Here is an 18,976-nt window from a genome sequence, read left to right as displayed (position 1 = left end):
GGCCGGGCCGGTGTTGGCCACCTCGATCCGCAGCAGGTCGCCGCTGCGCGAGGCGGTGACCTGGAAGGTGCCCCCCGCCCGGCCGGGCTCGGCGTGCTCGACCGCGTTGGCGCACGCCTCGGTGAGGGCGAGGCCGAGGTCGAAGGCGACCTGCGGGTCGACTCCGGCGGAGTCCATGGCGCCGAGCAGGATGCGGCGGGCGAGCGGCACGCTGGCCGGGTCGCGCTTGAGGTGCAGAGTCCACCAGATTTCCACGGGAGATCCCTCCTGGCTGCGGCTCCACATACAACTAGCTATCTCCTCGGCCGCGCGCGGCGAACCGTCCGCACGAGCCAAGCCCGCCCGTTCGGCGGATGGACTGGTCCTGTCGGGTGTGCCGATCAGCGCGCGGACGGGTGAGTGCGCCGGTCGGTTTCTCGCCATTCGGGGCCGGTTCACGCCCCTGCCCCGGGGCCGGGTGTAGGCGGTGAGATGATGTCCCGGCCATGACCTACCCCACCGCCGCCGCCCGCCGGGGCGCCGCCGTGCCCGTACGCCGGGTGCCGGTGGCGGCCTGGGACCTGCGGCTGCTGCGGGCGGTGCCGTTCGCGCTGGTGTGCACGCTGGTCGCGGCCTTCGGGCACGCGCGGGCGGGTGGCGCGGTGGCGCCGGACGTGCTGCTGCTGGGCTTCGCCGCGGTGTGCGCGGCGGCGGCGCTGGTCGGCGGGCGGGAGCGCTCGCTGGCGGCGATCGCGGCGGCGCTGGGCGCCGGGCAGCTGGGGCTGCACCTGCTGTTCCACCTCCTCGGCGGCGGCCTGGGCGGCGGTGAGCCGATGGCGCACGCGCAGATGGCCGGCACGGCCGGCGCGGCGGACCCGCTGGCGGTCGTCGCGGGCCGGCTGCTGTGCGACGACACCCCCGGCAACGGGCTGACCGTCGTCCCGCTGGACACCACGCCGGAACAGGTGGTGAGCGCGGCCGGCCTGGACCCGCAGGCGGTGGTCGCGGCCGCGGCGCCGCACGCCGCGGCCGGCTGGCTGGGGCTCACCCCCGGCATGCTGCTGGGCCACCTGGCGGCGGCCCTGGTCGCGGGCTGGTGGCTGCGGCGCGGCGAGGCCGCGCTGTGGCGGCTGGTGCGGACGACCGCGCTGACCGCCCGGGAGTGGGCGGCCCCGCTGCGCGGCGCGGTGGCGCTGCTGACGGCGCTGCTGCTGGGCGCGGAGCGCCCGGCCGCGCCGCGCCGGACCGGGCGCCCGGAGGACTGGCCGCTGCCGGTGGCGGCGGCGCTGCGGCACAGCCTGCCGCGCCGGGGACCGCCCGCGGCGGCGTTCGCGCGCTGATCGGGACCGGGGAGCACCACCGGGACCGGGCGCGCACCGCTGCCCCCGTGCCCGCGCCGTGAGCGGGCCGGACGAGTCCCGCACCTCCCCCCGTGCCGGCGCGGCGCCGCCGCCCGGCACCCTCTCCTCAGGAGTCCCCTGATGCGTTCGATTTCCGCCCGTCGTTCCCTCGGCGCGCTCGTGGTGGCGGCCGGCGCCCTGCTGGCGTCCGCCGTTCCCGCCTTCGCCCACGTCACCGTCCAGCCGGGCAGCGTCCAGCAGGGCGGGTACAGCGCCGTGGCGTTCCGGGTGCCGAACGAGAGCGACACCGCCTCCACCGTGAAGGTCGAGGTCAACCTGCCGCTGGACCACCCGATGGCCTCGGTCCGCACCCAGCCCGTCCCCGGCTGGACGGCCGTGCTGGAGAAGTCGAAGCTCGACAAGCCGCTGGACTCGCACGGCCAGCAGATCACCGAGGCCGTCTCGAAGATCACCTGGACCGCGAACGACGGCACCAAGATCGGCCCCGGGCAGTACCAGGACTTCTCGGTCTCGCTCGGCGCGCTGCCGACCGACACCGACACGCTGACCTTCAAGGCGCTGCAGACGTACGACAACGGCGACGTGGTCCGCTGGATCGAGGAGGCCAAGGACGGGCAGCCCGAGCCGTCCAAGCCCGCCCCGACGCTGAAGCTCGCCAAGGCCGCCGCGGCCGGCGCCACCGCCGCGGCCGACCACCACTCGGCGGACTCCAGCGGCACCGAGCAGGCCGCCGCGTCCGGCACGAAGGGCTCCGACTCGACGGCCCGCACGCTGGGCGTGGTCGGCATCGTGGTCGGCGTGGTCGGCGCCGCGCTCGGCGTGGCCGGGCTGCGCCGCCGCTCCGCGCAGTCCTGAACCGCCGCCGGGGCGGGGCCGCGCGCCCCGTCCCGGCGCTCCCTCCCCGCCGGCGCCCCCTCCCCGCCGGCGCTCCCCCGCGCTCCCGCGCTCCCGCACGAACAGGAAAGTCCCTTGGCTCCCCTCCACCGCCCCCGCCCCCGGCTGCTGACCGCCGCCGCCCTCGTCCTCGGCGCCTCGCTGGCGCTGTCCGCCTGCTCCTCCTCCGGTGACGGCGGGGAGGGCACCGGCGCGGCCAAGGTCAGCAGGAAGGCGTCGACCAGCCAGTACCAGGGCACCGTGCTGAGCAAGAACTTCGAGAAGCCGGACCTGGTGCTGGACGACACCTCCGGGCAGCCGTACGACCTGCGGGCCAGGACCGCGGGCAAGACGGTGCTGCTGTTCTTCGGCTACACCAGCTGCCCGGACGTCTGCCCGACCACGATGGGCGACATCGGCGTCGCGATGTCGAAGCTGACCGCCGAGCAGCGGGAGAAGCTGGCGGTCGTGTTCGTCTCCACCGACCCGGAGCGGGACACCCCGCAGGTGCTGCGGACCTGGCTGGACTCGATGGGCAAGGACTTCGTCGGAATGACCGGCGACCTGGCGAAGGTGAAGGCCGCGGCCAAGCCGCTGGGCATCCTGGTCGAGGACCCGGTGGTGGACGACAAGGGCGCGGTCACCTCCACCCACGGCGCGCAGGTGCTCGCGTTCCTGCCCGGCGACGACAAGGCGCACCTGCTGTACATGGCGGGCACCTCGATCGACGTCTACAGGCACGACCTGGAGCTGATGGCGAACGGGGTGGCGGTGTGAGCAGCCGCTCGTTCCGGCGCACCGCGCTGATCGGGGCGGGGCTGGCGGCCGCGCTCGCGGCCGGCGCGGGCGCGGTGGCGTACCAGTCCGACGGCGGCCCCGGCGGCGCGCCGCGGCTGACCGTCGCGGACCCGTACATACCGCTGCCCGCCACGCCCGGCGGGATGGGCGCGGGCTACCTGACCGTCCGCAACGCCGGCGGCGCGGACACCCTGGTGAGCGTGAGCAGCCCGGCCGCCGGGTCGGTCACCATGCACCGCTCGACCGACACCTCCATGGAGCAGGTCGACCGGATGGACGTGCCGGCCGGCGGCACCCTCGACCTGTCCCGCGGCGGCGCCCACCTGATGATCATGGATTGGACCGAACAGCCCGTGCTGGGAGACGAGTTGGAGCTCGACCTGCAGTTCGCCAAGGCGGGCCGGGTCGTGGTCAGGGTTCCGGTGAAGCCGCTGGCGTACCGTCCGGGTAGCTGATCGGCGATGGCGACGAGGAGAGGCACGCACGTGGTGACAGCGGTGAGGCGGCGGCTCGGCGCGCTGCTGGCGGTGCTGGTGGCGGCACTCGGACTGGTGCTCGGCGGGGCGACGGCGGCGTCCGCGCACGCCACCCTGGAGGGCACCGACCCGGAGCGGGGCTCGGTGGTGGCGACCGCCCCCGCCGCGGTCACGCTCACCTTCAGCGAGGGCGTCTCGCTGGCCCCCGACTCGGTGCGGGTGCTCGACCCGCAGGGCAACGCGGTCGACGACGGCAAGCCCGAGCACGTCGACGGCCGGGCCGCCACCGCCCGGGTCGGGCTGCGGGCCGGCCTCGCCAACGGCACCTACACGGTGGCCTGGCGGGCCGTCTCGGAGGACTCCCACCCCGTCGGCGGCGCCTTCACCTTCTCCGTCGGCGCCCCGTCCGACACCTCGGTGAACGCCGCCGCCGTGCAGGGCGCCAAGGCCGACGGCGCGGTCGCCTTCGCCTACGGCACCGCCCGCACCGTCGCCTACCTCGCGTTCGCGCTGCTGGCCGGCGCCGCCGCGTTCGTGGTCGCGGTGTGGCCCGGCGGCGCGGCCGCGCGCGGCGTGCAGCGCCTGCTGATGACCGGCTGGGTCGCGCTGCTGCTGTCCACCGTCGCCGTGCTGATGCTGCGCGGCCCCTACGAGCGCGGCAGCGGCCTCGGGCAGTCCTTCGACCTGTCCCTGGTGCGCGCCACCCTGGACGAGCGGATCGGCACCGCGCTGGCCGCCCGGCTGCTGCTGCTCGCCGCCGCAGGCGTCTTCCTGTCGCTGCTGATCGGCCAGCTGGGCATGCAGCAGCCGAAGCCCGCCCCCGCCGCGGCGGCCGACACCGCGGAACCCGAGGACGCGGAGGAGGCCGAGCTGCGCCGGCTGGAGCGGGCCGCCGCCGAACGCCCGCAGCGCGACGCCCGGCTCGGCCTCGGCCTGGCCGGGCTCGTCCTCGCGCTCGCGCTGTCCGCGACCTGGGTCGGCGCCGACCACTCCGCGGTGGGCCTCCAAGTCCCGCTGGCGCTCCCGCTGGCCGCCCTGCACCTGCTCGCGATGGCCGGCTGGCTCGGCGGCCTGGCCGTCCTCGTGGTCGGCCTGCGCGGCGGCCTGCCCGCCACCGCCGTCGACCGCTTCTCCAAGCTGGCGTTCTGGCTGGTCGCGGTGCTCGTGGTCACCGGCGTCTACCAGTCCTGGCGCGGCCTCGGCTCCTGGAGCGCGCTGGTCGACACCTCGTACGGGCGGCTGCTGCTGATCAAGGTCGGCTGCGTGGCGGCGATGCTCGGCGTCGCCTGGATCTCCCGCGCCTGGACGGCCCGGCTGCGCACCGCCGACGGGACGACTGCGGCGGGGGCGGTCGGGAGCACCGGGGACGCGGAAGCCCTCGCGGACGGGGCGGAGCACGCCGTGAGTACGGCCGGCGCCGCAGGCACGGGCCGCGCGGGCGCGGACGGCACGGGCAGTGCGGGCCGCGCGGGCGCGGAAGCCGTCGCGGACGGTTCGGACGGGGCCGCCGGGGGCGGCGCGGGTGCCGATCCGGAGCGGGCCGCGCAGTTGGCCCGGCAGCGGGCGGTGCGCGACCGGGCCCGGGGCGAGCGGGCCGCCGGGCCGCCCGCGCGGGCGGGGCTGCGGCGCAGCGTGGTGGTGGAGACCGCGGTGGCGGTGCTGGTGCTGGTGGTGACGACCATGCTCACCAACTCGCCGCCCGGACGCGTCGCCCAGGCCGTCGCGGACGCCCCCGCCGCGTCCACCCCGTCGGCCGGGGCCTCCGCGGTGCCGGGCCGGACCGAGGAGCTGAAGCTCCCGTACGACACCGGCGGCCGGACCGCCAACGCCAAGGGCACCGCGGTCGTCACCGTCAGCCCGGTCGCCACCGGCCCCAACGCGGTCACCCTGAAGCTCACCGACTCCGCCGGGCAGCCCGTCGAGGTGCCCGAGCTGGAGCTGGCCTTCACCCTCCCCGACCGCGACCTCGGCCCGCTGCCGGTGACCCTGCAGGCGCAGGGCACCGCCAGTTGGACCGGCACCGCGCAGCTGCCGCTGAACGGCGTGTGGGTGGTCTCGGTGACCGTCCGCTCCTCCGACATCGACCAGGTGACGGCCACCCGGCAGCTGAAGGTCGGCCCGTGAGCGGCGGGCGGACGGGGCTGTCCCGGCGGGCGGTGCTCGGCGGGGCCGGGGCCGGGCTCGCGGTGGGGGCGGCCGGCGGGGCGTGGGGCGGGCGGGCGTCCGCGCACGCCCCGGCCGCCGGGGTGACGCTGGGCGCGGCCCGGGTGCCGTTCCACGGGGCCCGGCAGGGCGGGATCGTCGAGCCCGCCCAGGCCCGGGTGGAGTGGGTGGCGTTCGACCTGCTGGCCAGCACCGGGCGGGACGGGCTGGCCGCGCTGCTGCGCGGCTGGTCGGCGGCGGCGGCCCGGATGGCGGCGGGCGAGCCCGCCGCCGAGGGCGAGAACCAGATCGCGCTGGACGCCGGGCCCAGCTCGCTGACCGTCACCTTCGGCTTCGGCGCCACCCTGTTCGACAGGGTCGGGCTGGCCGGCCGCCGCCCCGCGGCGCTGGCCGAGCTGCCCGCCTTCCCCGGTGACGCGCTGGACCCGGCCCGCTCCGGCGGCGACCTGTGGGTGCAGGTCGGCGCGGACGACGCCCTGGTCGCGGTGCACGCGCTGCGGGTGCTGGTGCGACTGTCCACCGGGCTGGCCGCGCCGCGCTGGCTGATGTCCGGCTTCGCCCGCACGCCCGGCGCGACGCCGCACCCGGTGACCGGCCGCAACCTGATGGGCCAGGTCGACGGCACCAACAACCCGCGCCCGCAGGACCCGGACTTCGACGCCACCGTGTTCGCCGCCGGCCCGGACTGGATGGCCGGCGGCAGCTACGCGGTGCTGCGCCGGATCCGGATGCTGCTGGAGGGCTGGGACACCCTGCCGCTGGACAGGCAGGAGCGGATCATCGGCCGCCGCAAGAGCGACGGCGCCCCGCTGTCCGGCGGGCCGGACGCGGTCGAGCGCACCCCCGTCGACCTGGCCGCCACCGACCCGGACGGCGTGCTGAAGATCGCCCCCGACGCGCACGTCCGCCTCGCCGCGGCGGCCTCCAACGGCGGGGCGGCGATGCTGCGGCGCGGCTTCTCCTTCCACGACGGCCTGCTGCCCGACGGCTCCCCGGACGCCGGGCTGCTGTTCGCCGCGTACCAGGCCGATCCGGCGCGCGGCTTCGTGCCGGTGCAGCAGCGGCTGTCGCGGGGCGACGGCCTGTCCCGGTACCTGCGGCACGAGGCGTCGGCGCTGTTCGCGGTGCCGCCGGGCGCCCCCGAGGGCGGGTACGTGGGGCAGCAGCTGCTGGAGGGCTGAGCCGTCCGCACGGCCGTCCGGTCCGCTGCCCGCAGAGCGGGACGGGTCCGGACGGCGCCGGGAAAGTGGCTATGGTGACGGAATGGGCCAGGGGTGCCCACGCGTAGGCGCAGTGAGTTCGGAGGCGGTCATGTCGGCGACCCGTTACACCTATCTCGGGCCCGCGGGCACCTTCACCGAGGCGGCGCTGCGCACCCTGCCGGAGGCGGCTACCCGGGAGCTGACGCCGGTCGCCTCGGTCTCGGCGGCGCTGGACGCGGTGCGGGCCGGCGAGGCCGCGGGCGCGATGGTGGCGATCGAGAACTCGGTGGACGGCGCGGTCACCACCACCAGCGACGAGCTGATCAACGGCAGCCCGCTGATGATCTACCGCGAGGTGCTGCTGCCGGTCTCGTTCGCGGTGATGGTCCGCCCCGGCACCGCGCTGGGCGACGTGAAGACGGTCAGCGGCCACCCGGTGGCGCAGCCGCAGGTGCGGCACTGGCTGGCCGCGAACCTGCCCGACGCGCAGTGGGAGTCGGCGGCGTCCAACGCGGAGGCGGCCCGGCTGGTCCAGGAGGGCCGCTACGACGCGGCGGTGGCGGGGGCGTTCGCCGCCGAGCTGTACGGGTTGGAGGTGCTGTCGGACGAGATCCACGACACGGCCTCGGCGACCACCCGGTTCGTGCTGGCGGGCCGCCCCGGGCGGGTGTCCTCGGCGACCGGCTGGGACAAGACCTCGATGGTGGTCTGGCTGCCGGACGACCACCCGGGCGCGCTGCTGGAGCTGCTGCAGGAGTTCGCGGTGCGCGGGATCAACCTGATGCGGATCGAGTCCCGGCCGACCGGCGAGGGCATGGGCAGCTACTGCTTCCTGATCGACTGCGAGGGCCACCTGAGCGAGCGGCGGGTCAGCGAGGCGCTGATGGGCCTGAAGCGGATCTGCCCGCAGGTGCGCTTCCTCGGCTCCTACCCGCGGGCCGACCGGGGCACCGCGTTCCCGCTCCGCAACGGCACCTCGGACCTGGACTTCGCGAACGCCGCGGACTGGCTCTCGCGCTGCCTGGACGGGCGCGGCGAGCTGTAGCCGGGCCGCTTTCCGGGCGGGGGCCGCGTTCATCTCCGCCCCGCCCGGACGTCACCTGCCCGGCGCGGCCCCGTTCACCTGCGGCGCGGCCGGGCGGGCCGGGCGGGGGCGGTTCATCCACAGGCGGGAGGGCCGTGTCCACAGGCCCGGTTGTCCCCAGCTGACGGGCAGTTATCCACAGGTCCGGGCCGGGGTCGACAAAGCGGTAAAGAAACCCCCAGTGCCGGTCAGATCATCTACTAGGGGTGCGTAGTGGACTAATCGCACCAGAGTCGCCCTTGCGCCGACAAATCACCTGGGCGAGCGAGCGAATTCCCTCACTCGGGAAGCCGAATCGAGGTTTGAAACCTGGAATTCCCGGTTCGGACGCCTGCGGACCTTTGCTCCCCCGCTGTCCACAGGGCGGCGCGCGATCCTGTGGATAACCGGCCCCGGGAGGGGTTTTCCACCGGGGTTATCCACAGGCGGGGCGCAGTTATCCCCAGCCCCGGGCGGCGTCCCGGAACGGCCCCCGCCCACCGGTAGGCTGGGACCCGTGATCGACCTCCGCCTGCTCCGTGAAGACCCCGAGCGAGTGCGCACCTCGCAGCGCTCCCGTGGTGAGGACGTCGACCTGGTCGACGCCCTGCTCTCCGCCGACGAACGCCGCCGCGCGGCCGGCACCCGCTTCGACGAGCTGCGCGCCGAGCAGAAGCAGCTCGGCAAGCGGGTGGCCGCCGCCAAGGGCGAGGAGAAGGCCGCCCTGCTGGCCCGCACCAAGGAGCTGGCCGCCGAGGTGAAGGCCGCCGACGCCGCCCAGGGCGGGGCGAAGGAGGAGGCCGAGCGGCTGCAGCGCTCGCTGGCCAACCTGATCGACCCGGCCGCCCCGGTCGGCGGCGAGGAGGACTTCGTCACGCTGGAGGAGATCGGCACCCCGCGCGACTTCGCCGCCGAGGGCTTCGAGCCCCGCGACCACGTCGAACTGGGCCAGCTGCTCGGCGCGATCGACACCGAGCGCGGCGCCAAGGTGGCCGGCGCCCGCTCCTACTACCTGACCGGCCCCGGCGCGCTGCTGGAGCTCGCCCTGGTCAACATGGCGATGGCGCAGGCGTCCGCGGTCGGCTTCACCCCGATGATCACCCCGGCCCTGGTCCGCCCCGCCGCGATGGACGGCACCGGCTTCCTCGGCCAGGCCGCCGAGAACGTGTACTACCTCGCCGACGACGACCGCTACCTGGTCGGCACCAGCGAAGTGCCGCTCGCCGCCTACCACATGGACGAGATCCTGGAGGCCGACCGGCTGCCGCTGCGGTACGCCGGCTTCTCCTCCTGCTTCCGCCGCGAGGCCGGCACCTACGGCAAGGACACCCGCGGCATCATCCGGGTCCACCAGTTCGAGAAGGTGGAGATGTTCGTCTTCACCGCTCCCGAGGACGCCGAGGCCGAGCACCGCCGCCTGCTCCAGTGGGAGAAGGACTTCCTGAACGCGCTGGAGCTGCCCTACCGGGTGATCGACGTCGCCTCCGGCGACCTCGGCGCCTCGGCCGCCCGCAAGTTCGACATCGAGGCGTGGGTGCCGACCCAGGGCAAGTACCGCGAGGTCACCTCCACCTCCAACACCACCGAGTACCAGGCCCGCCGGCTCTCCATCCGGATGCGCGACAGCGAGGGCGTCCGCCCGCTCGCCACCCTCAACGGCACCCTGGTCGCCGTCCCCCGGGTGATCGTCGCGCTTCTGGAGAACCACCAGCGGGCCGACGGCTCGGTGGTCCTGCCCGAGGCGCTGCGGCCCTTCCTCGGCGGGAAGTCCGTGCTGGAGCCGGTCACCAAGTAACCGCCCCCTCGTCCAGGAGTCCAGGAGCGCCCCGCGCCATGAGCACCGCCCCCCTGCCCTACCGGCTGGTCGCCACCGACCTCGACGGGACGCTGCTCACCAGCGCCGAGACCGTCTCCGCCCGCACCCGCGCGGCCCTGGGCGCGGTCACCGCGCTGGGGGCGAAGCACATCATCGTCACCGGCCGCTCGGCCGGCTGGACCAGGCCGGTCCTCGACGAGATCGGGTACACCGGGATAGCGGTCTGCGGGCAGGGCGCCCAGGTCTACGACGCGGGCGCGCACAAGCTGCTCACCTCCGTCACCCTGGACCGGCAGCTGGCCGCGCTCGCCCTCGCCAAGATCGAGGCCGAGGTCGGCACCCTGGCCGTCGCCGCCAACCAGGACGGCCTGGACGGCGAGGTGCTCGCCGGGCCCGGCTACCGGCTGCGGATCGGCACCGAACTGCCGCTGCGCGAGGTCGCCCCCGACCAGCTGCTCGCCACCCCCGTCAGCAAGCTGTACATCCAGCACCCCGACCTGACGGACGACCAACTCGCCCACGCCGCCTGGTCGGTGGCCGGCCAGCTGGTCGGCATCACGATGGCCGGCGAGGGCATCGTCGAACTCCTGCCGCTCGGCCTGACCAAGGCCACCGGCCTCTCGCTGGCCTCCCGGCGGCTGGGCGTCACCGCCGCCGAGACCATCGCCTTCGGCGACATGCCCAACGACGTCCCGATGTTCAACTGGGCCGGGTACGGCGTGGCGATGGGCAACGCGCACGAGCAACTGCGGTCGGTGGCCGACGAGGTGACGGTCAGCAACGACGAGGACGGCGTCGCCGTCGTGCTGGACCGGCTCTTCGGGCTGGGCTGAACCGGACGGCCGGACGGCTGAACGGCCGGGCGCTGCTGCCGCCCGGCCGCCTCGCCGCCCTGGTGCCTCGGTGCCCTGGTGCCTCGGTGCCGCGCGGTCAGCCGAAGCTGAGGTCGGAGCAGGCGTCCTGGTCCGCGGAGCGGGCCTCCCCGGCGACCTCGGCGGAGACCGGACCCGGGTCGGAGGGGGCCGCCGACGAGCCGCCCGCCGCCGTCGCCGCGTAGTCCTTGCCGAGGATCAGCGTGACGGTGCCCGCGGCGCCGCCCGCCTCGACGGTCGAGCCCGGGAACAGCGCGGCGACGGCCTGCGCGTGCGCCTTCTGGGCGGCCGAACCGTACTGGACCACCGTGGTGGCGTGGTTGCGGCTGGGCGCGTTGCCGGTCGAACTGACGGTGTAGTGGGCGCCCTTGAGGGTGTTGGCGGCGTTGAGGGCCAGACCGGCCGTGGTGGTGCCGTTGTAGACCGCGACCTTCACGCCGGTGCCGTCGGCGGGCGGGGCGGGCGCCTCGCTGGGCGTCGCTGCGGGGCTCGCGGCGGGCGTCCCCTCCGGGGCCGGGGAGGCCGCGCCGGCGTCCTGCCCGTCCAGGGTGCGGTCGGCCTTCAGCGAGGCCCACAGCTGGTCGACGTCCGGGTGGTTGAGGCCGATCTTGGCGCCCTCGTAGTGCCAGGGCGTGGTGATGAACTTGATGTCGTGCAGGTCGATGTTCTTGAGCGTCATCGCCAGGTCGGTCAGCTTGTCGATGCTGTCCAGGCTCTCGTCCACGGTCAGCGACTTGGTGGCGGCGTCGGCCAGCGGGTACAGCGTGGTCGGGCTCATGCCCTCCGACTTGACCTGCTTGATCAGGGCCGACAGGAACGCCTGCTGACGCTTCATCCGGCCGACGTCGGAGCCGTCGCCGATGCCGTGCCGCAGCCGGACGTAGTCCAGCGCGGACTGGCCCTCGACCTTCTGGACGCCCTTCGAGTAGATCTTCTTGCCCTTGCGCCCCAGGTTGGGGTTGAGGTCGCCCTCGTAGATGTCGTTGGGCAGGCAGACCTCGACGCCGTCGACGGCCTTGGTCATCGCGGCGAAGCCCTCGAAGTTGACCACCATGGTGTGGTCGACCCGCATGTCGGTGAGCTTCTCCACGGTGTTCTGGGTGCAGGCCGGGTTGCCCTTGTCGGTGTTGCCCACCGAGAAGGCGCCGTTGAACCTGACCTCGTGCTGCTCGCTCGTCCACGTCTTGTTCGGCAGCAGGCACTTGGGGATGGTGACCAGGGTGTCGCGGGGGATCGAGACGCCGACGGCGTGCTTGTGGTCGGCGTAGACGTGCAGCAGGATCGTGGTGTCCGAGCGGGCACCGCCGTCCTCGCCGCCGCCGAGGTCCTTGTTGTCCCCGTCGCGCGAGTCCGAACCGATCAGCAGGATGTTCATCGGCTTGTTGCCGTTGGCGTCCGCCGGCGCCTCCGGCGGGCGGCTCTCGCTGACCCCGGCGTTGTCCCAGGAGGAGATGTTGGCGTTCAGCCGCCAGTAGAGGAAGCCGCCGGTGCCGACCACGGCGAGGCTGGTGCCGACCAGGCTCCAGATCACGATCCGCCTGACCCGGCGGGGCCTACGGCGGCCCTGCTGCTGCGCGGCCCGGCGGGCCTCGGCCCGGCCGCCGCCCTCCGGCGCGCCCCCGGCGTCCGCTCCCCCGGAACGCCGCCCGCCCCGGCCCTGCTGCTGCGCGGCCCGGCGGGCCTCGGCGCGGCCGCCGGTCGGAGCGACCGGGGCGGCGTCATGGGCGGCGGAACGACTGCGCGGCACCCGCGGCGCCGGTATGTCGTCGCGCTGGGGCGCGTCCTGCCGGTACGGATCGCCCTGCGGGGGGAGGCTCTCCCACCATCCGGCGTCCTCGCCCGACGTCCCCGCCCTGCGGCCTGTCATACCTGCACCCTTCACCGGAGGCTGCCCTCGGGCGCCTCTGCCGCCGCTCCCCACCGGTCGCGTCATCGCCGACGGACGGAAGGAGCCGGAGAGCGGAGCATACAAAGGGATCATTTCCGAGTCACTGCCCGGGGCACGCTCCGTGCAGTGGAACGCCCGTATGCGGACCGCCGGTTCCCGGGCCCGGATGTGAGGCGCGCAACGCGGCCCGGCGGCTCCGGGCCCGGACGGGCGGCGCGCACCCCCGGACCGCTCCGCCCGCCAGGGCCCCGCCGCACCGCCCGGCACCGCCCCCGAGCACCGGATCGGCCGCCGGACACGGCCGTTCAGCGCTCCGGGCACGGCCGTTCAGCGCTCCCGGAGACGGGCGTTCAGCGCTCCCGGGCACGGCCGTTCAGCGCTCCCGGAGACGGGCGTCGGTGCGCGGGCGCAGGGCGGCGGCCGCGGCCGCGGCGAGGGCGGTGACGCCGAGCGCGGTGGCCAGGACGGTCCACCAGGGCAGGGTGACCGGGATGTGCTGCGGCCAGAGCTGGCTGCCGGCCACCAGCCAGCCGCCGGCCACGCCGAGGAGCATCGCCAGGCCGACGATGACGGCCGCCTGCACGGCGAGCACCCGGCGCTGGACGCCGCCGGGGAAGCCGATGACGCGCAGCAGCAGCATCCGGGGGCGGATCTCCTGGGCGGAGCCGGCCACGGCGGTCATCGCGGAGAGCAGGGCGACGGCCGCGCCGATGGTGAGCATCACGGACCAGCGGGCGGGCAGCGGCGGCTGGTAGACCCGTTCGACGTGGATCTCGGAGGTGGGGACGCCCAGCGGTTCGAGGGCCTTCCCGAGCCGCTCCTCCAGGTCGGCGGGCGGATCGGCGGGCAGGGTGGCCCGGTAGCACTTGACGAGCACGTCGAAGCCCTTCGTCCGGGCCGCGGCGCCGGTCATCAGGGCCCTCGACTGGGTCAGGGTGGTGGCGTCCACCGGGTCCGCCCGCACGGCGGCGACGGGCACCGCCCGCCTCGGGGCGTCGCGTCCGGCCTGGCTCTCCAGGGTCGCGCCGGCGAGCCCGCCCGGGGGGCCGGGGACCAGCACCAGCACCTGCTGCCCGGTGAGGGCCGCCCACTCGCGCGGACTCGGGGCCCGGCCGGTGAGGTCGCGGAACTGCTCCTCGGTGTCCACCACATCGACACCGCCGATCGGCAACCCGCCGGCCTGCAGCTCGACCGGGGGCGCCGAGAGGCGGTTGCCCTCGGCGACGGGACGGGCGCCGGCCGGGGCGGCGGACTGCAGCGTCTCCACCGGCACCGTGTCGCCGACCGCGCCGCGGAAGGCCGCCAGCACGGCCGCCGAGGGCTCGACGTGGCGCAGCGGGACCTCCACCTGGTTGAGGCGGCGGGAGCCGACGTGCGTGGCGCGGTCCATCGCGGTCTGCGAGGCGACGAAGGAGGCGGCGCCCACCGCCAGCACCACGGCCAGCGTGCTGGAGGCGATCGCGGCGACCGGTCGGCGGCGCTCCCGGGCCAGGTCGCGCAGGGCGAACCGGCCGGCCGTCGGGAGCCGGGACGCGGTGCGGCCCAGCAGGTGCAGGGCGTCCGGCAGGGCGGCGAGGGCGGCCAGCACCAGCAGCAGCGCGCCGGCCGGTCCGACCACCTCGGCGCCCTGGACCGCGGCGAACAGCAGGACGAGCGCGCCCAGGCCGCCGGTCACGGCCGCCACCGTGCGGCGGCGCGCCGGGTTCGCGGGGCGGGGCGCCCGGGTGAGGCGCTCGCGCACCGAGGAGTTCCGGGCCGCCCGGGTGGGCAGCCAGATGCCCGCGACGCCGGCGGCGACCGCACCGAGCGCGAGGAACCCCAGGGCGGCGAAGGGCAGCGAGAAGCCGCCCAGGTCCCGTTCGACCGCCTGCCGGACCAGCGGCCGGGCCGCCTGCCCCAGCGCGACGCCGCCCACCAGGCCCGCGGCGGTGCCGGCCGTGACGACGGCGGCCCCGCCCGTCCGGGCCAGCCGCACCAGCCGGGCGCCGCTGAAGCCGACGGCGGAGAGCATGCCGAGCTGGCGGTCGAGGCGGCGCATCCGGAGGCTGAACGCGGCGGCGGCGCTGAACAGGACGATCGCCGAACCGGGCACCGCCAGCAGCCCCGGCTGGGCGTCCAGCATGGTCCGGGCGGAGGAGACGGACGCGCGGGTGAGCACCTGCCAGTGCCGGTCGCGGGCCTCGGCCGCCAGCCGCGCCTCGGTCGCCGGGTCGGACTTCACCAGCCAGCTGGTGGTCACGCTGAGCACGCCGCCGTGGGCGTGGTCGTCCCACTGGGCGAACAGGCCCGGTCCGCCCGCCGCGAAGCGGGCCCGGTAGGCGGTCGGGTCCTCGACGGTGCCGACGATCCGGACGGGCCTCGCCGACGCCGGGGCCCACGGGAAGACCACGGTGTCGCCCGGCGCCAGGTGCTCCTCCTCGGCGAGCGTCCGGGAGACGGCGATCTCGTCGTCGGCGGCCGGCAGCCGCCCGGTCAGCGGGCGCAGCAGGCCGGAGGTCAGCGGGCTGGACCAGTCGCTCTCCCGGTAGCCGACCTCCTGGGTCGTGCCGGAGAGGAGCAGCGGGAACACCGGCGAGGACCGGACCGCCACCACCTCGCCGGGGCCGCCGGACGGGGCGGCGTCCTGCCCGGCCCGCCCGTCCCCGGCTCGCCCGTCACCGGTCTGCGGTACCGCCAGCGCCAGGTGGGCCCCGCCGAGCCTGGACTGCGCCTTCTGCTCCCCGGTCAGGTTCAGCATGCCGATGACCTGGAGGGACGCTGCGGACAGCAGCACCGGGACGGCGAACAGCGCCACCAGGGTGAACCGCCGCCAGCCCCGGCCGATCACCAGGCGCCAGGCCAGCCAGAGCGCCGTCTCGCGTTCCCGCCTCACGCGGACCGCCCGGGGGCGGCGGGGGCGGCGGGGGTGCCGGGGACGGCGGGGGTGCCGGGGACGGCGGGGGTGCCGGGGACGCCGGCGGTGACCGCGTCGATCCGGCCGTCCCGCATCCGCACGACCCGGTCCGCGTACTCGGCGTTGGCCGGGTTGTGGGTGGAGACGACGACCGTCACCCCGGAGTCGCACAGCTCACGCAGCAGCCGCATCACCTGGGTGCCGGTCTCCGAGTCGAGCGCGCCGGTCGGCTCGTCCGCGAGCAGCAGGCGGCGCTCGCCCACCACCGCGCGGGCGATCGCGGCGCGCTGCTGCTGGCCGCCGGACACCTCGTCGGGGAAGCGCGGGCCGAGCCCTGCCAGGCCGACCCGGCCCAGCGCCTCGTCGGCCCGGCGGCGGGCCTCGGCCCGGGGCGTGCCCGCGCCCTCCAGCGGCAGGGCGACGTTCTCCGCCAGGGTGAGCTCGGGCAGCAGGTTGAACTCCTGGAACACGAAACCGACGGAGGTCAGCCGCAGCGCGGCCAGCCGCGCCTCGGACAGCTCCGCGAGGTCCTCCCCCAGCACTTCCAGCCGGCCCGCCGTGGCCCGGTCCAGGCCGCCGATCAGGTTGAGCAGCGTGGTTTTCCCGGAGCCGCTGGCGCCCATCAGGACGATGAATTCGCCGTCGCGAATTTCAAGATCGACGTTCTTCACCGCGTGGACTTTCCCGCCGCTCTCCCCGTACGTCCTGCGGACGCCCGAAATCCTGACCCCTGCCATGTATTTTCCCCTCCCCACCTGCGGAGCGGGCCGCCCCACCGGGGCGGCCCGCCGGAATTGCGACCGAGGTCAGCACGCCTTCCCGTCGGTGTAGACCTGGATGCTGCTCGCCTCGTCGTTGTCGTACCAGCCGACGTAGGAGTTGTACGAGTAGTTGTTCACGCACCTGCTGTCGCCGTGGGCGTTCGAGTCCCAGAACCACCTGGCGTCGTGCGGGCCGTTGTTGATCCAGGAGGACATCCGGTCGTTGAAGCCGCCGTACGACAGGTTCACGGTCACGACCGACGTGTTCCAGTAGGTGTTGAACCAGGACATGAAGCCGCTGTAGTTCGCGTCGGCGTAGAGGCAGGCGTCCGCGTCCGTTCCGACTCCGCAGTCACCGGCGCCGGCGAACGCGCTCGGGGCGGTCACCAGCGGAATTCCCACCCCGAATGCGACCGCCAGTGCCAGGGCGGCCGTGCGACGTCGAGCCTTTTCCATCACTACCCCCAATTGGACCGTGCGGTTCCGGCGCTTTGCCGGTACCGGAAGGAACATTAACCACCGGGATCGCGGCGCGCAGGAGAACGGCCGGACCGGGGAAAATACCCGGTGGAATCCGGCCGCCATTTTTTGAAATCCGCGTTATTTCCCCTACATTTTCCGGCAAATGACGAAGAAGTGCGCCAAATCTCCACACCTGGAGGCCGGTTGTAGGATGACCGGGCAAGAGGTTGTAGGATGACCGGGCAGGTCGGTCGGCGAGTGCGGAGAGGAGCCCGGCGTGGAGGGGTTGCAGGCGGCGGGGCGGCGGTCGTTGGTGGATGCCGCGATCGACCAGCTGCGGGAGCAACTGGCCTCCGGCGTCTGGGCGGTGGGGGCGCGGATCCCCACCGAGCACGAGCTCGCCGAGCGGCTGCAGGTGGGGCGCAACACGGTGCGCGAGGCGATCCGGGTGCTGGTGCACGCGGGGATGCTGGTGTCGCGGCAGGGGGAGGGGACGTTCGTCCGCTCGACCAGCGACCCGGCGGCGGTGCTGCGCGGGGTGCAGCGCTCGGGCGTGCGAGACGTACTGGAGGTGCGGGCCGCGCTGGAGACCGAGGCGGCCCGGCTGGCCGCCGAGCGGCACACCCCCGACGACCTGGCCCGGATGCGGGCCGCGCTGGCGCGCGAGGCCGAGGTGATGGCCGCGCACCCCGAGCGGGCCGGCCGGGAGGCCACCGTCGAGCACGACCTGGAGTTCCACACCGCCGTGGTGGAGGCCGCGCACAACCCGGCGCTGACCGAGGTCTACCGGTACTTCGGGGCCTCGGTGCGGGAGTCGATGCGCACCGCGTTCGGCGACCACGAGATGCCCGAGGTGGTGATCGCCACCCACGCCGCCCTGGTCGACGCGATCGAGAGCCGGGACCCGGAGCGCGCCGAGGCGGCCTGCCGGGCGCTGCTGGCGGAGCCGACCGCGGCGGTGGAGCAACTGATCGCCGCGATCGCCGCCCGGAAGTGACGCGGGGCCCGCGCCCGCCGTCCCCGCAGAACAGCACCAGAGCACAGAGAGTCAGCGCAGCCATGTCCGTCACCCGTGCCGTCCAGCCCGCCCTCGACCAGAAGGTCGGTACCCGAACCGCCGCCCGCTTCGCCCACCCCGCCCTGCTGCTGGCCGGGATCGTGCTGGTGGCCCTGAACATGCGGGCCTGCCTGGCCGCGGTCTCGCCGATGGTCGCGGAGATCCAGCGGACCTTCGGCCTGTCCGCCACCGCGAGCGGCCTGATCACCACCGTGCCGGTGCTGTTCCAGGGCGTGGGCGCACCGCTCACCCCGCGGCTGACCCGGCGCTTCGGCACCGAGCGGGTGGTGCTCGGCGCGGTGCTGGCGCTGGGCGCGGGCGTGCTGCTGCGGGTGCTGCCCTCGGTGGCGGCGCTGTACGCGGGCTGCGTGGTGATCGGCGTGGCGATCGCCGTGCTGAACGTGTCGATGCCGGGCCTGGTGAAGCGGGAGTTCCCGCACAAGGCGGCCATGATGACCGGCGTCTACTCGACCACCATGCTGGTCGGCGCGACCCTGGCGGCCGCCCTGTCGGTGCCGCTGGAGCACGCGCTGGGCGGCGGCTGGCAGGCGTCGCTGGGCGCCTGGTCGGTGCTGGCGCTGGTCGCCGCGGTGGCCTGGCTGCCGCAGGTGCTGAAGGCCCGCCAGGAGCGCACGGTGCCGCTGCGGGTGGCCCCGGCGCTGCCCGTCCCGGAGGCCGGCGCCAGCCCGTGGAAGTCCGCGCTGGCCTGGCAGATCAGCGTGTTCATGGGCGTCTCCTCGCTGCTGGTGTACACCCTGGTGGCGTGGATGCCGACGATCCTGGCCGACCACGGGATGCCGCGCGGCGAGGCGGGCCTGGTGTTCGCGTTCAGCAACCTGGTGCAGGTGGCCGGCGCCTTCCTGGTGCCGCTGCTGGCGGGCCGGATGACCCGGCAGCGCGGCCTGGCGCTGGTGATGGCCGGGCTGAACGGCGCGGGCGTGCTGTGGCTGCTGCTGGCGCCGGTGTCCGGGGCCTGGTTCTCGGCGACGGTGCTGGGCCTGGCGCAGGGCGGCTCGCTGGGCCTGGGCCTGGCGTTCATCGTGCTGCGCACCCACAGCGTGGCGGGCGCGGCCCGGCTGGGCGGGATGAGCCAGGCGGTGGGCTACCTGGTGGCGGCGGCCGGGCCGGTCGGCGCGGGCGCGCTGCACCAGGTGACCGGCGGCTGGGACGCGACGCTGCTGGTGATGCTGGTGCTGGCCGCGGTCGCCGCGGTGGCGGGCTGGGGCGCGGGGCGCGACCGGACGGTGTGACCGCGCGGGAACGGCGGAGGGGCGGGGACGGACGAGGGGCGGGGACGGTCGTGGTGACCGTC

General features: G+C 75.3%; 16 protein-coding genes. 11 read left to right on the top strand and 5 right to left on the bottom strand.

The features are described from left to right. Window positions 1-255: ATP-binding protein (locus tag ACFUEL_RS15885; protein ID WP_380236826.1), on the bottom strand; the 255-nt coding region annotated here is incomplete at its 3' end. A 230-nt stretch (window positions 256-485) separates the two neighbouring features. On the opposite strand from ACFUEL_RS15885, the gene ACFUEL_RS15880 reads away from it, so the two are divergent. From ACFUEL_RS15880 to ACFUEL_RS15840, 9 genes are all read left to right on the top strand, one after another. Beyond that, on the top strand, window positions 486-1,319 hold the full coding sequence (locus ACFUEL_RS15880; protein WP_380236825.1) for a hypothetical protein: 834 nt from the start codon (window positions 486-488) through the stop codon (window positions 1,317-1,319). 141 nt (window positions 1,320-1,460) lie between these two features. Further along, a complete protein-coding gene (locus ACFUEL_RS15875) occupies window positions 1,461-2,195 on the top strand; it encodes a YcnI family protein (RefSeq protein ID WP_380236823.1) in 735 nt (244 codons plus the stop codon). Window positions 2,196-2,309: 114 nt separating this feature from the next. After that, the gene (locus ACFUEL_RS15870; protein WP_380236821.1) at window positions 2,310-2,990 is read left to right on the top strand and encodes an SCO family protein; all 681 of its coding nucleotides are present in this window, start codon (window positions 2,310-2,312) and stop codon (window positions 2,988-2,990) included. Continuing rightward, window positions 2,987-3,466: a copper chaperone PCu(A)C gene (locus ACFUEL_RS15865; RefSeq protein WP_380236819.1), complete on the top strand. Its 480-nt coding sequence runs from the start codon at window positions 2,987-2,989 to the stop codon at window positions 3,464-3,466. Before ACFUEL_RS15870 ends, ACFUEL_RS15865 begins: the two co-directional genes overlap by 4 nt. Window positions 3,467-3,472: 6 nt before the next feature. Then, a complete protein-coding gene (locus tag ACFUEL_RS15860; RefSeq protein ID WP_380236818.1) occupies window positions 3,473-5,611 on the top strand; it encodes a FixH family protein in 2,139 nt (712 codons plus the stop codon). Continuing rightward, window positions 5,608-6,831, top strand: coding sequence for an iron uptake transporter deferrochelatase/peroxidase subunit (gene efeB, locus ACFUEL_RS15855; RefSeq protein WP_380236817.1), 1,224 nt, complete (start codon window positions 5,608-5,610; stop codon window positions 6,829-6,831). The genes ACFUEL_RS15860 and efeB overlap by 4 nt, the downstream gene beginning before the upstream one ends. A 130-nt stretch (window positions 6,832-6,961) precedes the next feature. Continuing rightward, window positions 6,962-7,897, top strand: a complete 936-nt coding sequence (gene pheA / locus ACFUEL_RS15850) for a prephenate dehydratase (RefSeq protein WP_380236816.1) — start codon at window positions 6,962-6,964, stop codon at window positions 7,895-7,897. Between the two features lie 535 nt (window positions 7,898-8,432). Next, window positions 8,433-9,710: a serine--tRNA ligase gene (serS, locus tag ACFUEL_RS15845; RefSeq protein WP_380236815.1), complete on the top strand. Its 1,278-nt coding sequence runs from the start codon at window positions 8,433-8,435 to the stop codon at window positions 9,708-9,710. A gap of 38 nt (window positions 9,711-9,748) precedes the next feature. Further along, a complete protein-coding gene (locus ACFUEL_RS15840) occupies window positions 9,749-10,564 on the top strand; it encodes an HAD family hydrolase (RefSeq protein ID WP_380236814.1) in 816 nt (271 codons plus the stop codon). Between the two features lie 97 nt (window positions 10,565-10,661). Here the strand turns inward: ACFUEL_RS15840 and ACFUEL_RS15835 are convergent, their stop codons facing one another. The 4 genes from ACFUEL_RS15835 to ACFUEL_RS15820 form a co-directional block, all read right to left on the bottom strand. Beyond that, window positions 10,662-12,470 carry an LCP family protein gene (locus ACFUEL_RS15835; protein WP_380236813.1) on the bottom strand — a complete coding sequence of 603 codons (1,809 nt, stop codon included), beginning with the start codon at window positions 12,468-12,470 and terminating at the stop codon, window positions 10,662-10,664. Window positions 12,471-12,864: 394 nt separating this feature from the next. Beyond that, complete coding sequence (locus tag ACFUEL_RS15830; protein WP_380236812.1) at window positions 12,865-15,363, bottom strand: hypothetical protein; 2,499 nt, start codon at window positions 15,361-15,363, stop codon at window positions 12,865-12,867. Continuing rightward, window positions 15,360-16,121 (bottom strand): ABC transporter ATP-binding protein, encoded by a 762-nt coding sequence (locus tag ACFUEL_RS15825; RefSeq protein ID WP_380236811.1) that lies wholly within the window; start codon window positions 16,119-16,121, stop codon window positions 15,360-15,362. The genes ACFUEL_RS15830 and ACFUEL_RS15825 overlap by 4 nt, the downstream gene beginning before the upstream one ends. A gap of 69 nt (window positions 16,122-16,190) precedes the next feature. Then, a complete protein-coding gene (locus tag ACFUEL_RS15820; RefSeq protein WP_380236810.1) occupies window positions 16,191-16,532 on the bottom strand; it encodes a peptidase inhibitor family I36 protein in 342 nt (113 codons plus the stop codon). A gap of 352 nt (window positions 16,533-16,884) precedes the next feature. Between ACFUEL_RS15820 and ACFUEL_RS15815 the strand changes: the two genes are divergently transcribed. Beyond that, window positions 16,885-17,604, top strand: a complete 720-nt coding sequence (locus ACFUEL_RS15815) for a FadR/GntR family transcriptional regulator (protein ID WP_380236809.1) — start codon at window positions 16,885-16,887, stop codon at window positions 17,602-17,604. 62 nt (window positions 17,605-17,666) lie between these two features. Then, window positions 17,667-18,914: a CynX/NimT family MFS transporter gene (locus ACFUEL_RS15810; protein ID WP_380236808.1), complete on the top strand. Its 1,248-nt coding sequence runs from the start codon at window positions 17,667-17,669 to the stop codon at window positions 18,912-18,914. Window positions 18,915-18,976: the final 62 nt, after the last annotated feature.

The sequence above is a fragment of the Kitasatospora sp. NPDC057198 genome (assembly GCF_042670125.1).
In the GTDB taxonomy this organism is placed as follows: domain Bacteria; phylum Actinomycetota; class Actinomycetes; order Streptomycetales; family Streptomycetaceae; genus Kitasatospora.
Note: the sequence above shows the minus strand (reverse complement) of the source record. Positions and strands in the feature narration are given on the sequence as shown.

What these genes read in the sequence shown, in the direction of transcription:
- ACFUEL_RS15880 (WP_380236825.1), top strand. Translation starts at nt 486, where the DNA reads ATGACCTACCCCACCGCCGCCGCCCGCCGGGGCGCCGCCGTGCCCGTA.
- ACFUEL_RS15875 (WP_380236823.1), top strand. Translation starts at nt 1,461, where the DNA reads ATGCGTTCGATTTCCGCCCGTCGTTCCCTCGGCGCGCTCGTGGTGGCG.
- ACFUEL_RS15860 (WP_380236818.1), top strand. Translation starts at nt 3,473, where the DNA reads ATGGCGACGAGGAGAGGCACGCACGTGGTGACAGCGGTGAGGCGGCGG.
- pheA (WP_380236816.1), top strand. Translation starts at nt 6,962, where the DNA reads ATGTCGGCGACCCGTTACACCTATCTCGGGCCCGCGGGCACCTTCACC.
- ACFUEL_RS15840 (WP_380236814.1), top strand. Translation starts at nt 9,749, where the DNA reads ATGAGCACCGCCCCCCTGCCCTACCGGCTGGTCGCCACCGACCTCGAC.
- ACFUEL_RS15835 (WP_380236813.1), bottom strand. Translation starts at nt 12,470, where the DNA reads ATGACAGGCCGCAGGGCGGGGACGTCGGGCGAGGACGCCGGATGGTGG.
- ACFUEL_RS15825 (WP_380236811.1), bottom strand. Translation starts at nt 16,121, where the DNA reads ATGGCAGGGGTCAGGATTTCGGGCGTCCGCAGGACGTACGGGGAGAGC.
- ACFUEL_RS15810 (WP_380236808.1), top strand. Translation starts at nt 17,667, where the DNA reads ATGTCCGTCACCCGTGCCGTCCAGCCCGCCCTCGACCAGAAGGTCGGT.